This is a genomic window from Pantoea nemavictus, assembly GCF_037479095.1.
Classification (GTDB): domain Bacteria; phylum Pseudomonadota; class Gammaproteobacteria; order Enterobacterales; family Enterobacteriaceae; genus Pantoea; species Pantoea nemavictus.
Map to the genome: position 1 here is coordinate 3,540,714 of NZ_JBBGZW010000001.1, position 15,561 is coordinate 3,556,274.

15 protein-coding genes are annotated in these 15,561 nt (G+C 54.9%); 8 read left to right on the top strand and 7 right to left on the bottom strand.

Annotated features, from left to right (window positions below; genetic code table 11):
* Positions 1-34 precede the first annotated feature (34 nt).
* Both gsiC and gsiD read left to right on the top strand, forming a co-directional pair.
* The gene (gene gsiC / locus WH298_RS16245; protein ID WP_007887711.1) at positions 35-955 is read left to right on the top strand and encodes a glutathione ABC transporter permease GsiC; all 921 of its coding nucleotides are present in this window, start codon (positions 35-37) and stop codon (positions 953-955) included.
* A gap of 10 nt (positions 956-965) precedes the next feature.
* Positions 966-1,871 (top strand): glutathione ABC transporter permease GsiD, encoded by a 906-nt coding sequence (gene gsiD / locus WH298_RS16250; protein WP_180823332.1) that lies wholly within the window; start codon positions 966-968, stop codon positions 1,869-1,871.
* Positions 1,872-1,905: 34 nt separating this feature from the next.
* On the opposite strand, the gene WH298_RS16255 is transcribed toward gsiD, so the two are convergent.
* Together WH298_RS16255 and WH298_RS16260 are read right to left on the bottom strand one after the other, a co-directional pair.
* Positions 1,906-2,889, bottom strand: coding sequence for an IS110 family RNA-guided transposase (locus tag WH298_RS16255; protein WP_180822033.1), 984 nt, complete (start codon positions 2,887-2,889; stop codon positions 1,906-1,908).
* A gap of 299 nt (positions 2,890-3,188) precedes the next feature.
* Positions 3,189-4,850: a methyl-accepting chemotaxis protein gene (locus WH298_RS16260; protein WP_180823333.1), complete on the bottom strand. Its 1,662-nt coding sequence runs from the start codon at positions 4,848-4,850 to the stop codon at positions 3,189-3,191.
* A 115-nt stretch (positions 4,851-4,965) separates the two neighbouring features.
* Here WH298_RS16260 and WH298_RS16265 point away from each other — a divergent pair, with 115 nt between their 5' ends.
* Complete coding sequence (locus tag WH298_RS16265; protein ID WP_007887705.1) at positions 4,966-5,415, top strand: DUF4385 domain-containing protein; 450 nt, start codon at positions 4,966-4,968, stop codon at positions 5,413-5,415.
* On the opposite strand, the gene rimO is transcribed toward WH298_RS16265, so the two are convergent.
* Positions 5,412-6,737 carry a 30S ribosomal protein S12 methylthiotransferase RimO gene (gene rimO, locus WH298_RS16270; RefSeq protein WP_007887701.1) on the bottom strand — a complete coding sequence of 442 codons (1,326 nt, stop codon included), beginning with the start codon at positions 6,735-6,737 and terminating at the stop codon, positions 5,412-5,414. The two genes, WH298_RS16265 and rimO, sit on opposite strands and share 4 nt — an antisense overlap.
* 329 nt (positions 6,738-7,066) lie before the next feature.
* On the opposite strand from rimO, the gene WH298_RS16275 reads away from it, so the two are divergent.
* The 3 genes from WH298_RS16275 to WH298_RS16285 all read left to right on the top strand — a co-directional run bounded on the left by WH298_RS16275 (position 7,067) and on the right by WH298_RS16285 (position 9,715).
* Positions 7,067-7,702: a carbonic anhydrase gene (locus WH298_RS16275; RefSeq protein ID WP_007887698.1), complete on the top strand. Its 636-nt coding sequence runs from the start codon at positions 7,067-7,069 to the stop codon at positions 7,700-7,702.
* 118 nt (positions 7,703-7,820) lie between these two features.
* On the top strand, positions 7,821-8,477 hold the full coding sequence (locus WH298_RS16280) for a DUF3313 domain-containing protein (protein ID WP_180823334.1): 657 nt from the start codon (positions 7,821-7,823) through the stop codon (positions 8,475-8,477).
* A 104-nt stretch (positions 8,478-8,581) separates the two neighbouring features.
* Positions 8,582-9,715 (top strand): PQQ-dependent sugar dehydrogenase, encoded by a 1,134-nt coding sequence (locus WH298_RS16285; RefSeq protein WP_180823335.1) that lies wholly within the window; start codon positions 8,582-8,584, stop codon positions 9,713-9,715.
* Position 9,716: 1 nt separating this feature from the next.
* Here the strand turns inward: WH298_RS16285 and WH298_RS16290 are convergent, their stop codons facing one another.
* On the bottom strand, positions 9,717-10,373 hold the full coding sequence (locus WH298_RS16290; RefSeq protein WP_180823336.1) for an HAD family hydrolase: 657 nt from the start codon (positions 10,371-10,373) through the stop codon (positions 9,717-9,719).
* Positions 10,374-10,648: 275 nt separating this feature from the next.
* Between WH298_RS16290 and WH298_RS16295 the strand changes: the two genes are divergently transcribed.
* Positions 10,649-11,854: a serine hydrolase gene (locus WH298_RS16295; RefSeq protein ID WP_049850992.1), complete on the top strand. Its 1,206-nt coding sequence runs from the start codon at positions 10,649-10,651 to the stop codon at positions 11,852-11,854.
* Positions 11,855-11,921: 67 nt separating this feature from the next.
* Here WH298_RS16295 and ybjG read toward each other — a convergent pair whose 3' ends face one another.
* Positions 11,922-12,527 (bottom strand): undecaprenyl-diphosphate phosphatase, encoded by a 606-nt coding sequence (gene ybjG / locus WH298_RS16300; RefSeq protein ID WP_180823731.1) that lies wholly within the window; start codon positions 12,525-12,527, stop codon positions 11,922-11,924.
* 364 nt (positions 12,528-12,891) lie between these two features.
* Positions 12,892-14,580, bottom strand: coding sequence for an aspartate:alanine antiporter (locus tag WH298_RS16305; protein WP_007887678.1), 1,689 nt, complete (start codon positions 14,578-14,580; stop codon positions 12,892-12,894).
* A 253-nt stretch (positions 14,581-14,833) separates the two neighbouring features.
* On the opposite strand from WH298_RS16305, the gene ybjM reads away from it, so the two are divergent.
* Positions 14,834-15,205: an inner membrane protein YbjM gene (gene ybjM, locus WH298_RS16310; protein WP_180823337.1), complete on the top strand. Its 372-nt coding sequence runs from the start codon at positions 14,834-14,836 to the stop codon at positions 15,203-15,205.
* 33 nt (positions 15,206-15,238) lie between these two features.
* Here ybjM and WH298_RS16315 read toward each other — a convergent pair whose 3' ends face one another.
* Complete coding sequence (locus tag WH298_RS16315; protein WP_007887673.1) at positions 15,239-15,502, bottom strand: GrxA family glutaredoxin; 264 nt, start codon at positions 15,500-15,502, stop codon at positions 15,239-15,241.
* Positions 15,503-15,561 lie beyond the last annotated feature (59 nt).

The window sequence follows — 15,561 nt, forward strand, 5'->3', positions numbered from 1 at the left end:
TTGCGGGGCTGGCCGATGCTGCGCAGGACTTCGCATGCTCAACTATTTTCTCAAACGATTACTGGGATTGATTCCCACGCTGCTGATTGTCGCGGTGCTGGTGTTCCTGTTTGTTCACCTGCTGCCGGGCGATCCGGCGCGCCTGATTGCTGGCCCGGAAGCGGATGCCTCGGTAGTGGCGCTGGTGCGTCAGGATCTCGGCCTCGATCAGCCGCTGATCAAGCAGTTCTGGCACTTCATGCTCAATGCGGTGCAGGGCGATTTCGGTCATTCGCTGGTCTCGAAGCGTCCAGTGATTGATGAAATTGCCGCGCGCTTTTTCCCTACGCTATGGCTCACGCTGAGCAGCATGGTGTGGGCGGTTATTTTCGGCATGGCGATTGGTATCACCTCGGCGGTATGGCGCAATCGCTGGCCGGATCGTATCGGCATGACGCTGGCGGTGTCGGGGATTTCGTTCCCGGCCTTCGCGCTCGGCATGCTGCTGATGCAGGTGTTTTCGGTGCAGCTGGGTTGGTTGCCTACCGTCGGAGCCGATAGCTGGAAACACTACATTTTGCCGTCAATCACGCTGGGTGCCGCGGTGGCGGCGGTGATGGCGCGCTTCACCCGCGCCTCATTCGTGGAGGTGATGCAGGAAGATTACATGCGCACCGCCCGCGCCAAAGGGGTACGCGAATCACTGGTGGTGGTGAAACACGGCCTGCGTAACGCGATGATTCCGGTGGTGACCATGATGGGCCTGCAGTTTGGTTTCCTGCTGGGCGGCTCGATTGTGGTGGAAGTGGTGTTCAACTGGCCAGGCTTAGGCCGCTTGCTGGTGGATTCGGTTGAGATGCGCGATTACCCGGTGATTCAGGCCGAAGTGTTGCTGTTCTCGCTGGAGTTCATCCTGATTAACCTGATTGTCGATGTGCTGTACGCGGCAATCAACCCGGCAATTCGCTACAAGTAAGGAGTCGCAATTGAAGAACTGGCGACGTGCCGCGGCATTAAAGACCATGCCGACCATCACGGAAAACCGGGTACGCACGCCGTGGCGCGAATTCTGGCGGCGTTTTCGCCGTCAGCATGTGGCGCTGCTGGCCGGACTGTTTGTGCTGCTGTTGATTGTGGTGGCGTTTATCGCGCCGATGATGGCGCCGTTTGATGCGGAAAACTATTTCGATTACGACCGGCTGAATGAAGGGCCATCGCTAATGCACTGGTTTGGCGTCGATTCGCTGGGGCGCGATATCTTCAGCCGTGTGCTGGTGGGGACGCGCATCTCGCTGATTGCCGGTTTCTTCTCGGTGGCGATTGGCGCGCTAATTGGCACGGTGTTAGGTTTGCTGGCCGGTTACTACGAAGGCTGGTGGGATCGCATCACCATGCGTATCTGCGATGTGCTGTTCGCCTTTCCCGGCATTCTGCTGGCGATAGCGGTGGTGGCGATCATGGGCAGCGGCATGAGCAATGTGATTGTCGCGGTTGCGATTTTCAGTATTCCTGCTTTTGCCCGTTTGGTGCGCGGCAACACGCTGGTACTGAAGCATCAAACCTATATTGAGTCGGCGCGCAGCATTGGGGCGTCGGACTGGACCATTATCATGCGACACATTCTACCCGGCACGGTGTCGTCGATTGTGGTCTATTTCACCATGCGGATCGGCACATCAATTATCACTGCGGCGAGCTTGTCGTTTCTGGGGTTGGGCGCTCAGCCGCCAACGCCAGAGTGGGGCGCGATGTTGAATGAGGCGCGCGCCGATATGGTCATTGCGCCGCACGTGGCGATTTTCCCCAGCCTGGCGATTTTCCTTACCGTGCTGGCGTTTAATCTGCTGGGTGATGGCTTGCGCGATGCGCTTGATCCGAAATTGAAGACCTAAAGCTTACTGCAGATCGTAGCTACCGTCTTGAACGTCAAGCGGTAGCTACGTAGTTTTCGTTCCACGGCTCTCGTGTTTTAAGCACACCGAAGCAGAGATGGACCAGTTTGCGCATCACCGCTCCCAGCGCCACTTTGGCTGGCTTGCCCTTCGCCATCAGCCTTTCATACAGCGCTCTTACGGGGCGATTCCACCTTGCCGCTACTATCGCGGCCATATACAGCTTCGCTCTCACGTCGGCGGGACCGGTTTTCGACATCCGGGCCAGCCCTCTCACCGAACTGCCTGACGTCTTCTCGACCGGCACCACGCCCAGCCACGCCGCTACCTGACCCGCATTGCGGAACTGGCACGTACGCAGCACCGACAGCATGGTCGTTCCCACTACGCCGCCGATACCTTTTATCGACTCCAGCAGCTTAAGATCATCTTTCAGACCATCATTCTTATCCATGTGGTCGTCAATCAGCGCGTTTATTCGCTTCAGCTCCTTTTCATGCGATTTTTTTGTTCTTTCAAGCGAGTCGGTCACCTCGCCCGCCGTCTGGGTTGAGTTCGCCTTCTCGAGCCTGTTCGTCGCGCGCTGCACATCTTCAACGATGGCGTCACGCAGACGCAGCAGGTCTTTCAGCTTGCGGACTTCCGGTGGCGGCGGAACCCAGGCATCGGGCTGTTTCAGCTCGCCGTAACGGGCCAGCACCCAGGCGTCGACCGCGTCATTTTTGGTCAGGATACCCATTCCGCGGGCAAACTCCCTGACCCGTTGCGGATTGCCGATACAGACCGTCACGGGCGTGTTCCCGTGCAGCCCGTAAGCGACGTTTTCGTGATAGACGCTGGTCGCTTCCATCACCACCATCACCTGCTCTGGCGGGCACTTCTGCTTCTGGAGCCAGTCGCAGATGTCACGTTCTACGCCGACCTGATTTTTGATGGATTTCGTTTTCTTTTTGCCGTTGCCGGGGAACAGGCAGAGGTCGAGTTTGTTTTTGCTGACATCAATACCAAGACAGAACATCGGATATCTCCCTTTCACTTAAACCATCACGCCATCTAGCCTTGTACATACGAAGTCAGAGCTTCTGGTTACCGTTCAGAGTAGTTGCTGGCGTGAAAGGAGAAACGGAGGGCTTAAAGCTACGAAGCAAGATCGGGTCTTAAGCGGCGCAAAAAGCTGCCTCCGTTTCATGTTGCTGGTAGCTAACCAGCAACACATTCAAGATACAAGCGGCGCAATTTATTGCGCGTTGTTGAGAAGCACATCTGCGCGCAATAAATTGCGCCGCTACGGTTATGCATGATCTGTTAATCAATCACTCAGAACGTTTCCCAGTGGTCATTACTGTGCGCGGCAACAGGCTGTGCGCGGGTGGATGCTATCGCCGGCTTCACCATTTTCGCCACCGGCACGATCGCCTGGCGGGTGCCGGTTTTAAAACGCGCCACCGCTGAAGAGAGGCTGCTTGCCTGCTGTTCCAGCGATGCTGAAGCGTTAGCGGATTCCTGCACCAGCGTGGCGTTCTGCTGCGTCACGCGATCCATCTCGTTCACCGCCTGGCCAATTTGATCGATGCCGCGGCTCTGCTCATCTGAGGCCGAAGCGATCTCGCCCATGATATCGGTGACGCGGGTCACCGCGCTGACGATCTCCTGCATGGTGTCGCCAGCACTGCTTACCTGCTGCGAGCCGACGTTCACGCGTTGCACTGAATTCTCAATCAGCAGTTTGATCTCTTTAGCGGCTTGGGCGCTACGCTGTGCCAGGTTGCGTACTTCACCTGCCACCACGGCAAAGCCGCGGCCCTGTTCACCGGCGCGCGCGGCTTCGACCGCCGCGTTGAGCGCAAGGATGTTGGTCTGGAACGCAATGCCATCAATTACGCTGGTGATGTCGGCGATTTTTTTCGAACTGTCGGCGATGTCGCGCATGGTTTTCACCACGCCATCCACCACGTTGCCACCTTTATCCGCGGTTTCGGAGGCGGTTTTCGCCAGCTGCGTGGCCTGACGCGCGTTATCGGCATTCTGTTTCACCGTCGCGGTTAACTCTTCCATGCTTGCCGCCGTCTCTTCCAGCGAAGCCGCTTGTTGCTCGGTACGCGAGGAGAGATCGTTATTGCCGGTGGCAATTTCGCTGGCGCTGCCGAATATGGCATCCGCACTATCACGCACATTGTTGATGGTGCTGAGCAGCGACTGCTGCATGTGATTGAGGCTGGCGGCAATCAAGGCCATTTCGCTACGGCCCTCGACCTGCAGGCTGGCGGAGAGATCGCCGTCGGCGAAGCGCTCCATCTGCTGCTGCACCTGTTTCATCGGGGCGAGCAGAATACGGCGTACCAGCATCCACACGGCAACCAGCATCAGCACGACAACCACCACCATCACGGCTACCATTACCAGCATCTGCTGATAGGTGCTGTCGTTCTGCGCACTGCGTTCCGCCAGCAGCTGGACGTTCTGCTCGCGCCACTGTTTGTAAGCCGCTTCAAGATCGTCCTGCGCCTGTTGTGCATCCAGGTTGCCATACGCAGCGTAATCATTGGCTTTGAGGAATGCCGCCGACTGCTGCAGCAATTCGGTGAAGGCGATGAATTTCGCATCAACCACGCTGGCTGAGTCAGCGCTTTGTCCCGGCAGACGCGGCATGCTTTTGTAGAGATCGTAATGCTGCTTTGCTTCATCAAGGGACGCGTTAGCGCTAATCAGTAGTTTATTGATGGCGGCAAGTGACGCGTCATCGGTCTGCTTTTTCAGAATGCGAATCGCGACTCGGTTAATGATAACGCGGGTTTTAACCAGCGTTTGCCAGCCGTCGGCTAGCTCACGCTGCTGATGCGATAGCTGATTGCTGGTGGTGAAATTATGCTGACCGGTAATCAGTGATGACAAGAACAGCGATCCTGAAATCGCCTGCATCGCGGTGAATACCACCAAAATCATCATGATGGCGGTCACAATTCTCATTCGTTTAAACATAGGGGCATCTCTGAGGAAGTAGGCTTATATCTAAGTTATCGGTGCAAAAACACATCGCTTAAGTGCCAGCAGGAAATAATTACGTCACGGGATGATGAGAGGGTGATAAAAACAGATGAAAGCGTTTAATTATGAGCAGGATTTCAAGCACATCGATTTTCGTCGGCAGCCAGAGTTATATCAGGTTGGACGTGGCGAACAGGGCGTGCTGATGGTCGAACCTTACAAAAGTGAGATTTTGCCACACTGGCGCTTTCGCACCGTAGCGCTGGCGCAGCAATCTTCGCAGCAGATTATGCAGCTGTTTGAGGAGTACCGCGCGCAGGATGACTTTGTTGGTATGGATATGGCGCGGAAATACATTCAGATGGGCTATACGCGCGCGCGGCGCTACAGCAATCATCAGGGTGGGCGTAAATATGACGCGGCGGGTAACGAACTGCCGCGTACCACAGAAAAAGAGAAGGCCGCTGCGGCGGCCGTTTTCAAAGCGTGCTGGGATAAACTGCGCGCCGATACTGACTATCTGGCACGCAAACGGGCGCACCAGCAGAAGTATGGTTAAACGCGCGTGCCCCACAGATCGTATTCGTCGGCGTGCTCGACTTTGACGCGAACCACGTCGCCGACTTTTACCTGACGATCGCCATTCAGATAGACCGCGCCGTCGATTTCCGGGGCATCAGCCATGCTGCGGCCCACCGCGCCTTCCTCATCCACTTCATCAATCAGCACCAGCACTTCGCGGCCGATTTTCTCCTGCAGACGTTCGCTGGAGATCTTCTGCTGTAGCTGCATAAAGCGGTCGAAACGGTCCTGCTTCACTTCGTCCGGCACCTGATCCGGCAGCTGGTTAGCGGTTGCACCTTCCACCGGGCTGTACTGGAAGCAGCCAACGCGATCGAGGCGCGCTTCCTGCAGGAAGTCGAGCAGCATCTGGAAATCTTCTTCGGTTTCACCTGGGAAGCCAACAATAAAGGTTGAGCGCAGCGTCAGCTCCGGGCAGATTTCACGCCAGCGCTTAATGCGCTCCAGCGTACGCTCCACTGCGCCAGGACGCTTCATCAGCTTAAGGATGCGCGGGCTGGCGTGCTGCAGTGGAATATCGAGGTACGGCAGAATCTTACCTTCCGCCATCAGTGGGATGACATCGTCCACATGCGGATACGGATAAACATAGTGCAGGCGCACCCAGACGCCGAGTTTGGCCAGCTGCTCGCACAGGCTAACCATGCTGGTTTTCACCGGCGATCCGTTCCAGAAACCGGTGCGGTGTTTTACATCCACGCCATAGGCGGAAGTGTCCTGCGAGATCACCAGCAGCTCTTTGACGCCGGCTTCGACCAGACGTTTGGCTTCGTCGAGCACCGAACCAATTGGGCGGCTATCAAGATCGCCACGCATCGAAGGAATGATGCAGAAGGTACAGCGATGGTTGCAGCCTTCGGAAATTTTCAGGTAGGCGTAATGGCGCGGCGTCAGTTTGACACCCTGCTCTGGTACCAGACTGAGGAACGGGTTGTGTTCCGGCTTTGGCACGTAGGTGTGCACGTGTGACAACACCTGCTCGTAACTGTGCGGGCCAGTGATTTCCAGTACCTTCGGATGCACTTCGCGGATCTGGTCCACTTTGGCACCGAGGCAGCCGGTGACGATCACTTTGCCGTTCTCGTTCAGCGCTTCACCAATCGCTTCCAGGGATTCCTGTACGGCGCTATCAATAAATCCACAGGTGTTAACGATGACGATCTCCGCATCATCGTAGCGTGGCACCACGTCATAGCCTTCAGTACGCAGCTCCGTCAGGATGCGTTCAGAGTCGACGAGGTTTTTCGGACAGCCGAGGGAGACGAACCCCACGCGTGGTGGATTTTTGACATGGCTCATAAGGATAAAAATTCATCATAATTAGTGTGGATAGGGGGGCGATTGTACAGAGGTTGCAGAGGAAAATGTATAGGCTGTGTAAGAATCTCCTTTTAGGGCCGCCAATCTGTTGTGATTATGCTTAACTCATTTGGCGGTGCGTTTAATTCGTTGTGGCGCACCCTCTACGCGCCCGGCTGCATAGGGTCATCCGAGTTGTGTAAGCGGGCGTGTTTTGCTTAAATGTTGGGTCGGTGAGGGTAAGTTATTATCTGCACTGAAAATTTCAAATCGCACTGATGGTGAATCCTCACTGCCAGGGCAGAAGTGGATAATGTGAGAGCAAACAAATGCAAGAGATCGTCAAAGGTTTTCTGAATTTTCAACAGAATGTGTTCCCGGAAAGGAAGGATCTTTTCAAAAGTTTGGCATCCAACCAAAATCCCAAAGCCCTGTTTATCTCCTGCTCAGACAGCCGTCTGGTGCCAGAGCTGGTGACGCAGTCAGAGCCTGGCCAGCTGTTCGTGATCCGTAACGCCGGTAACATTGTGCCGCCGTTTGGACCCGAGCCAGGTGGTGTGTCAGCGACCATTGAGTACGCGGTCGTCGCGCTGGGTGTGACCGAAATTATTATTTGCGGCCACTCCAACTGCGGTGCCATGAACGCCATTGCATCGAATGCCGATCTTGAAACCATGCCGGCGGTCGATCACTGGTTGCACTACGCCAACGCCGCTAAAGCGGTGGTGGAAGAGCGCAACTACGATAGCGTGGAGAAACGTCTCAATGAGATGGTGAAAGAGAACGTGATTGCGCAGCTGCACAATATCAAAACACACCCTTCCGTGGCGGTGGCGCTGCGTAAAGGCAAAGTTCGCCTGCACGGGTGGGTTTATGATATTGAGAGCGGCGGAATAATCGCTCTGACTAAAGGCGGTGAATCGTTCATTTCACTGTCGGAAAATCCGGAAACTTGCTTCGAGTAATTCCGCCTAACCACCTGCATTGCAGGTGGTTTTTCCTCGCATTTCGCGAAAATTTCCCCCCACGCGCATTACCAGCCTCTACACTTGAGAAGCAATTACCTCTGATAAGGGCTCTCTCATGCGATTTTCCCTTTCTGTTCCCGTCTTAACGCTGGCGCTGCTGGCGGCGGGCTGTACTTCTCATGTTGCCGACAAACAACAATATTCGGGCTTTCTTGGCGATTATAGTCAGTTACAACCGGAGAAATCACCGAGCGGCAAACCAACGCTACGCTGGGTATCTCCCGATTATCGCGATGCGGATTATCGCGGTGTGGTCTATACGCCAGTGGTCTATTATCCGGTGCCACATCCTAATGCACGTGTCAGTCAGCAAACACTGGACGAGGTGCGGAGCTATACCGATAGCCAGCTAAAACGCGCAATCTCTGAGCGCAAACCGCTGGTAGCACAAAAAGGTCCACAAACGTTGGTGGTGAAAACAGCCATTACTGCGGTGTCGGCCGAAAACAAAGGCATGCAATTCTATGAAGTTGTACCCGTCGCTGCGGTAGTCGCCAGCACCATGGCGGCCACCGGACATCGCACGCAAGAGAGTGCCTTGTTCCTCGAAGTGGAAGCGGTTGATGGACAGACCGGTAAGCCGCTGATCAAAGTGGTGCGTAAAGCCTTTGGCAAGCCGTTGCCAAATAGCAGCACGCCAATCACGCTTAACGATCTCCGTCCGGCGATTGATGAGATGGTGCGCGATGTAGTGGCGTTTTCCACACCGTAACGTCGAGCCCGGCCTTGCGCCGGGCTTAATGTTTTGTAAATCCGTCCCATCCTTTGTTACGCGCTGACTACCCTTAACGGCAGACCGTGATAAAGGAGAATGCCATGCGATTACTGCCCGCCGCGCTTCTGTTTGGCGCCTTAAGCTGTTCCTCCCCGCTGCTCGCTGCCGATGTGCAGGTGCAGGTTTTGCAAGACAAGCTCGATCATCCGTGGTCGGTCGCATTTCTGCCCGACAATCAAACGCTGTTAATTACTGAACGATCCGGTCAGCTGCGCAGTTGGCAGCCGGGCAAAGGCTTGTCACAGCCGATTGGCGGCGTGCCGAAAGTGTGGGCCAATCGCCAGGGTGGCTTGCTGGACGTAGTGTTGGCGCCTGATTTCGCCCAAAGCCGTCGCGTGTGGCTGAGTTATACCACCGCCGATGCCAGTGGACGCGCTGGCGGCGTGGTGGGTTATGGGCGACTCAGTGACGATAATCGTCAATTGAGCGATTTTAAGGTGGTGCTGGAGCAAACGCCGAAGCTCTCGGGTGGCGCGAATATCGGCACGCGACTGGCGTTTGATCGTCAGGGTTTTCTCTATATCGCCTTCGGCGATAACTTCGCCAGCAGCAGCGCACAGCAGCTGGATAAACTTTCCGGTAAAATCGTGCGCCTGACCCAGGACGGCGCAATTCCCGCGGATAATCCGTTCGTTGACCGTAAAGGGGCTCGTGCTGAAATCTGGTCCTATGGCATGCGCAATCCGCAAGGTCTGGCGCTCAATCCGTGGACGCAGCAAATATGGGAAAGCGAACACGGTCCACGCGGCGGCGATGAGGTGAATATCCCGCAAAAGGGCAAAAACTATGGCTGGCCGCTGGCCACTCACGGCATTGATTACAGCGGTGAAAAGGTGCCGGAAGCCAAGGGCAGCGCCGTGGACGGCACGGAACAGCCGCTGCATTACTGGAAAGTCTCTCCTGCCATTAGCGGCATGGCGTTTTACAACAGCGCACGTTTCCCGCAGTGGAAAAACTCGCTGTTTATCGGCGCGCTGAAGGAGAAGAACCTCATTCGTTTACAGGTTAACGGCGAAAAAGTGGTGGAAGAGCAGCGGTTACTGGACGATCGTGGCGAGCGCATTCGCGATGTGCGCCAGGGACCGGATGGTTATCTGTATGTGTTGACCGATGAAGCCAATGGCAAGCTGCTGAAAGTGGGGCTGGCAGCTGACGCCAGCACCCCGCGCGGTTAACTCAACGTACCCAGTTACACACTTCCCAACCGCGCTGCTGCGCCTCTTGTAGCAGCAGCGGGTTGGGATTCACTACCCAGGCATGATCGGCATGCGTCAGCAGCGGCAAATCGTTCATGGAATCACTGTAAGCCCAGGTGCGTTCGAAGTGCTGCTCCTGCTGTAAGGCTTTCCAGTCACTGAGGCGCGTCACTTTGCCTTCGCGATAGGTCATGGTGCCGTAGGTTTGGCCGCTGTAGCGTTCATCCACCACTTCCACGCCAATCGCCAACGCACCGTGTACGCCAAGACGTTCGGCAATCGGCACGGCTAAATGGTCGCCGCTGGCGGTAATGATCATCACCGTATCGCCGCGTTGCTGATGCCACTCGATGCGCGCGCGCGCAGCAGGAAAGACGCGCGGCATGATGTCGCGATGGATAAAGCGGCGTACCCAGCCTTCGACGGTCATGGTTGCCATGCCAGCTAACGGTGCCAGCGTGGTGTTCATATACTCTTCAATTGATAACGTACCGGTGTGATACTGATCCATCAGGATTTTCTCCTGCTGAATGATCTCTTCGGGGGCAAATCCCTGTGAAACCAGCCAGCGTAGCCACAGGCTGGTGCTGTCTTCACAAATCAGGGTTTCATCCAGATCGAAAATGGCTAAGTCCATCGCGGCTCTCCTCAGGCTGACTGAGATTCAGGTTAGCGGAAATTTGTGACTGGCTTAACCGTTCTGCGAAAAATCGGAATTACACGCAATTTTCTTTGCGGTCAGCCGCGCAAAAGTGGCAGCGCAGGGCGGTTGGTGCCAGGGTTACTCTAATAAACTCTATAAAACTTTACGATTGAACGGTTTTTTTCGCTGGCATGAACCGTTAGCGTTGGGCGAGACACGTCTTGCCTGCAAGAAAACCAAGATTTAACAAGGACAATCTGGTCACGCTCATGAGAAAAAACACCTTCGCTTCTGTCTGGCGGCCGCTGGCTGCTTCTTCACTATTACTGCTTTTTATTCCCGTCACCACGCAGGCTGAGCAGGCACCTGCAGCACCGCAAATTGATGCCAAAGCCTGGATCTTAATGGATTACAACAGCGGAAAAGTGCTGGCGGAATCCAATGCCGATCAGCGTCTCGATCCGGCAAGCCTGACCAAAATGATGACCAGCTATGTGGTCGGCCAGGCGTTGAAATCGGGCAAAATTACCAATGACGATATGGTGACCATCGGTCAGGATGCCTGGGCTACCGGCAATCCAAAACTGCGCGGTTCATCGCTAATGTTCCTTAAACCCGGCGACCGCATTCCGGTATCAGAACTGAATAAAGGCGTGGTGATTCAGTCCGGCAACGATGCGTGCATTGCGCTGGCCGATTATGTGGCGGGCAGTCAGGATTCGTTTATCGGCTTGATGAATAACTACGTCAAAGCCTTTGGTCTGCAAAATACTCACTTTATGACGGTGCACGGTCTGGATGCCGAAGGGCAGTACAGCACCGCGCGCGACATGGCGATTATCGGTCAACGTCTGATTAGCGATGTGCCGGAAGAGTACGCGCTTAACAGTGAAAAAGAGTTCACCTTCAACAAGATCAAGCAGATGAACCGCAACCGCCTACTTTGGAGCAGCAATCTGAAGGTGGATGGCATTAAAACAGGCCATACCTCTGGCGCGGGTAACAATCTGGTGGCATCGGCCACCGAAGGCGATATGCGTCTGATTTCGGTAGTGCTCGGTGCGGCGACTGATGCAACGCGCTTCCGTGAGAGCGAGAAGTTGCTGACGTGGGGTTTCCGCTTCTATGAAACGGTCACGCCGATTAAAGCTGACAAGCCGTTTGCCCAGCAGCGCGTGTGGTTTGGCGATCGCAGCCAGGTCAATCTTGGCGTGGCCAAAGACGCGGCGATTACCGTGCCGAAAGGGCAGATGAAAAATCTCAAGGCCAGCTTTACCCTAAACTCACCGCAGCTGGAAGCGCCGCTGGAGAAAAATCAGGTGGTCGGCACCATCGACTTCCAGCTGGATGGCAAAACCATTGAACAACGTCCGCTGGTGGCGATGGAAGCCGTGCCGGAAGGCGGCTTTGTTGGCCGGATCTGGGATTTCGTGATGATGAAATTCCACGGCTGGTTCGGGAAGTGGTTTAGTTAATCAGACGGTGCGCAGCCCTGCGCACCTGATGAATTTGTTGGGTCGCCACTCATGGCGACCTCATCGCTCACTCGCGAATCCAACCCTTCTTAATCGGCATAGCGAACAGCGCGCGATACACCTGATGGGTGAACGCCAGCATCCGCTGACCATAAAGCTGCCATGCCATGTGTGACGCCAGGCAACCCAGCATGCCGACCAAAAATCCGCCCAGCATATCCAACGGCCAGTGCACGCCAAGGTAGACGCGTGACCAGGCAATGGCGCTACCGACGACCAGCAACAGTACGCCAGACCACATGCGGTGCCAGAAGATAAACGCCAGCGCAAAGGTGAAAATGGTGGTGCCGTGATCGCTCGGATAAGAGTCGTCTGGCGCATGCGACAGGAACTGATGGCCGAAACCGATGGCGAAAGGGCGTGGATGCGGCAGCAACTGACCCACGCACCATGAAATGCTCAATGCATACAGCAGCGCCATGCCGGTTTTTAGCACCAGTTCGCGCTGTGATTGCACCTGATCGCGCGGTCCCCACAACCAGAGCGCGACAATCAGCAGCGGCACAATGGCAATCACATCTTTGGCGATAAACGTCGCCAGACCGATCAGCCATTGCGGTGAATTCTGCGTGGCGTTGATCCATAAAAAAAGCGTGTGGTTAAGTGCTTCCATCACGATTGCGTATCCTCGACTTGTTTACCCAAACAACACCAGCGTAAAAATTGCCAGCAAAATAAAGCTGATAGCCTAAAAGCGCGCGCATCAGTAATAAATAGTCGCGCTCTTAATCTTATTGCGGGTTGTTGGAGTGTTTAACTTTGATGAAAGTTGCATGAATATTGGAAAATAGCGCAGGCGGTGGACAGGCTGACAATTTACGCAGCAGTGAACCTTAAACCACAGGATCGATAGCCATAAAAAAACCCGCAAGTCATTGACCGGCGGGCTCCACAATTTGGGGATTTCAAAGAAAAGCAGTGGCACTTATTCAGACTGCGACCCCAAAAGAAAGTTCGTTATTGCGTCAAATATATTTTTAGAATGGCAATAGCGGCCAGATTATCACTATCAAGGTGCCCGCCAGCGTGAGCAATACGTTGGCAATCGCGTAGGTGCCGGCATAACCCAGCGCGGGAATGCTGCTGCGCGCGGTATCGCTGATGATCTCCATTGCCGGCGCACAGGTGCGTGCCCCCATGATGGCACCAAACAGCAGGGCGCGGTTCATACGCAGCACATAGGCGCCAAACAGATAGCAAATCACCACCGGCAGCAAACTCACCAGCAGGCCACTCAGAAGCATCAATGCGCCTGCGCTGCCAAAACCGTGCTGCAAGCCGCTGCCCGCACTCAGGCCGACGCCGGCCATAAACACCATCAGGCCAAACTCTTTCACCATCGTCAGCGCGCCCTGCGGGATGTAGCCAAACGTGGGATGGTTGGCCCGCATAAAGCCAAGCATAATGCCGGCGAACAGCAATCCGGCGGCGTTGCCGATGCCGAAGCTGAAGTTGCTGAACTGGAAGGTGATCATGCCCACCATCAGGCCGACGATAAAGAAGGCGCAGAAGGCGAGGAGATCGGTGATTTGGCTGTGGATGGCGATAAAACCAATGCGGTCGGCCAAACTCTTCACGCGACGCGCTTCGCCGCTCACCTGCAGCACATCACCCTTGTTTAGCATGATGCTGTCATCAATCGGCATCTCAATCTGGCTGCGGATCACGCGGTTAAGAAAACAACCGTGGTCGGTCAATTTGAGGTGACTCAGGCGTTTGTTAACCGCGTTGTGGTTTTTCACCACGATCTCTTCGGTAACGATGCGCATATCCAGCAGATCGCGATCGAACACTTCTTTGCCGTTGCGGAAGCTGGGATCCAGGCGCGCATGCGCATCGGGATAGCCTACCAGCGAGATATCGTCGCCGAGCTGCAGCATGGCGTCTCCATCCGGGCTGGCGAGAATACCGTTGCGGCGCAGCCGCTCAATATAGCAGCCGGTCTGGCGATGAATGCCCAGCTCACGCAGGTTTTTGCCGCCGCTCCACTCCACCAGTTCCGGACCCACGCGATAGGCGCGGATGACCGGCAGAAACACTTTGCGCTGGCTATCGGCATCAAGGCCGCGCTCGCGAGCAATTTGCTGCGCGCAGGTTGGCAGATCCTGATGCTGCAGGCGCGGCAGATAGCGCGCACCAAAAATCAGGCTCACTAATCCCACCAGATAGGTGAGGGCGTAACCGAGGCTAAGGTTATCCTGCATCAGCGTGAGTTGATGACTGTCGCTGATGCTTTGCCGCAGCGTATCACCCGCGCCCACTAACACCGGCGTCGAGGTCATTGAGCCTGCCAGCATGCCTGCGGTTAAACCAATATCCCAGCCGAACAATTTGCCGAGCGTCAACGCGATTAACAGCGCGCTAACCACCATAACAATCGCCAAAAAGAAGTAATTTTTACCGTCACGGAAAAAGATTGAGAAAAAGTTTGGCCCGGCTTCCACGCCGACACAAAAAATAAACAACATAAAGCCAAGACTTAAGGCGTCAGTATTAATAGCGAAATGCTGTTGGCCTAAAATTAGCGAAACTACCAGTACACCAATGGAATTACCGAGTTGGACCGAGCCGAGGCGTAATTTACCCAAGCAAAGTCCGAGTGCTAAAACGACAAATAATAACAGAACGTCATTTCCGCTTAACAATTCTGCGACGTTAATGTTCACGGTTTAACTTCTTCTTTACCTGTAACAAGTTGATGAGCAGGACTTTTTTCGCTATCTTGTGCCGACCGCTAAGGTTTCTGCAACAAAAAAGCTAAGACCTCATACTAAAGCGGCGTCATTCTAATCATAATTAACATCCTCAGCTATCGGCAGTTTTCATTCCTTTCGCCTCCAGCTGTTTCTTTTTATTTCCAGTCGTGCGCATCAGGGCAAAAAAGTTTCATAATTGTTAACGTAAAAGTTGAGGCTAATTATGTTGCAGCGCAATAATCGCTGGCCAGCATCGGTTCTGGGCGTGATGCTTTATACGCTGGTGTTTATTTATGCACACCATTTCTGGGCCGCCGCCAGTGAACAAGCCGTGCGCGGACAACCAGAATTACTGCTGTTTTTATTACCGGGGATGTTAATGGCGCTATTGCAGCCAGAGAGTCCGCTGGTCGGCACGTTGTGGATTGCGCTGGGTGGCACGCTGCTGGGAATGATGTGGCTGATGCTGGTCATACCGATGACGCACAGCGCCTTGCTGATTGTGGCCTGGAGTTTAAGTGCGCTGTTCTGGGCGGGATGTGGGGCACTGCTGGTGCGCTTGCTGCGAATTATGCTGGCGATGCGGGCTGAATAGCCCGATCAAAAACGGGCCCGCAGGCCCGTTATCTTACGCTTCGATACCCAGGTTTTCTTTCGTCCAGGCAGCAAATTCGGTGTAACCACCAATGTGCTGATCGTCGAGGAAAATCTGCGGCACGGTGGTTACCGGCTTGCCGGCACGCGCTTCCAGATCGGCTTTGGTGATGCCGGTGGCCTGAATGTCCACGTACTGATAGTTAAAATCGTCGCGCTCGCTGGTCAGCTTTGCCGCCAACTCTTTTGCACGTACGCAGTAAGGGCAGCTAGAACGGCCAAAAATCACTGCAATCATTGCTTCTCTCCTTCCGCTGCTGTTTTGTGACTAGAATCACATCACAGCGTGAATAATGC

What these genes read in the sequence shown, in the direction of transcription:
- gsiC (WP_007887711.1), top strand. Translation starts at nt 35, where the DNA reads ATGCTCAACTATTTTCTCAAACGATTACTGGGATTGATTCCCACGCTG.
- WH298_RS16280 (WP_180823334.1), top strand. Translation starts at nt 7,821, where the DNA reads ATGCGATTTTCCCTTTCTGTTCCCGTCTTAACGCTGGCGCTGCTGGCG.
- WH298_RS16315 (WP_007887673.1), bottom strand. Translation starts at nt 15,502, where the DNA reads ATGATTGCAGTGATTTTTGGCCGTTCTAGCTGCCCTTACTGCGTACGT.
- WH298_RS16260 (WP_180823333.1), bottom strand. Translation starts at nt 4,850, where the DNA reads ATGTTTAAACGAATGAGAATTGTGACCGCCATCATGATGATTTTGGTG.
- WH298_RS16275 (WP_007887698.1), top strand. Translation starts at nt 7,067, where the DNA reads ATGCAAGAGATCGTCAAAGGTTTTCTGAATTTTCAACAGAATGTGTTC.
- rimO (WP_007887701.1), bottom strand. Translation starts at nt 6,737, where the DNA reads ATGAGCCATGTCAAAAATCCACCACGCGTGGGGTTCGTCTCCCTCGGC.
- WH298_RS16255 (WP_180822033.1), bottom strand. Translation starts at nt 2,889, where the DNA reads ATGTTCTGTCTTGGTATTGATGTCAGCAAAAACAAACTCGACCTCTGC.
- ybjG (WP_180823731.1), bottom strand. Translation starts at nt 12,527, where the DNA reads ATGGAAGCACTTAACCACACGCTTTTTTTATGGATCAACGCCACGCAG.
- ybjM (WP_180823337.1), top strand. Translation starts at nt 14,834, where the DNA reads ATGTTGCAGCGCAATAATCGCTGGCCAGCATCGGTTCTGGGCGTGATG.
- WH298_RS16285 (WP_180823335.1), top strand. Translation starts at nt 8,582, where the DNA reads ATGCGATTACTGCCCGCCGCGCTTCTGTTTGGCGCCTTAAGCTGTTCC.
- WH298_RS16295 (WP_049850992.1), top strand. Translation starts at nt 10,649, where the DNA reads ATGAGAAAAAACACCTTCGCTTCTGTCTGGCGGCCGCTGGCTGCTTCT.
- WH298_RS16290 (WP_180823336.1), bottom strand. Translation starts at nt 10,373, where the DNA reads ATGGACTTAGCCATTTTCGATCTGGATGAAACCCTGATTTGTGAAGAC.
- WH298_RS16265 (WP_007887705.1), top strand. Translation starts at nt 4,966, where the DNA reads ATGAAAGCGTTTAATTATGAGCAGGATTTCAAGCACATCGATTTTCGT.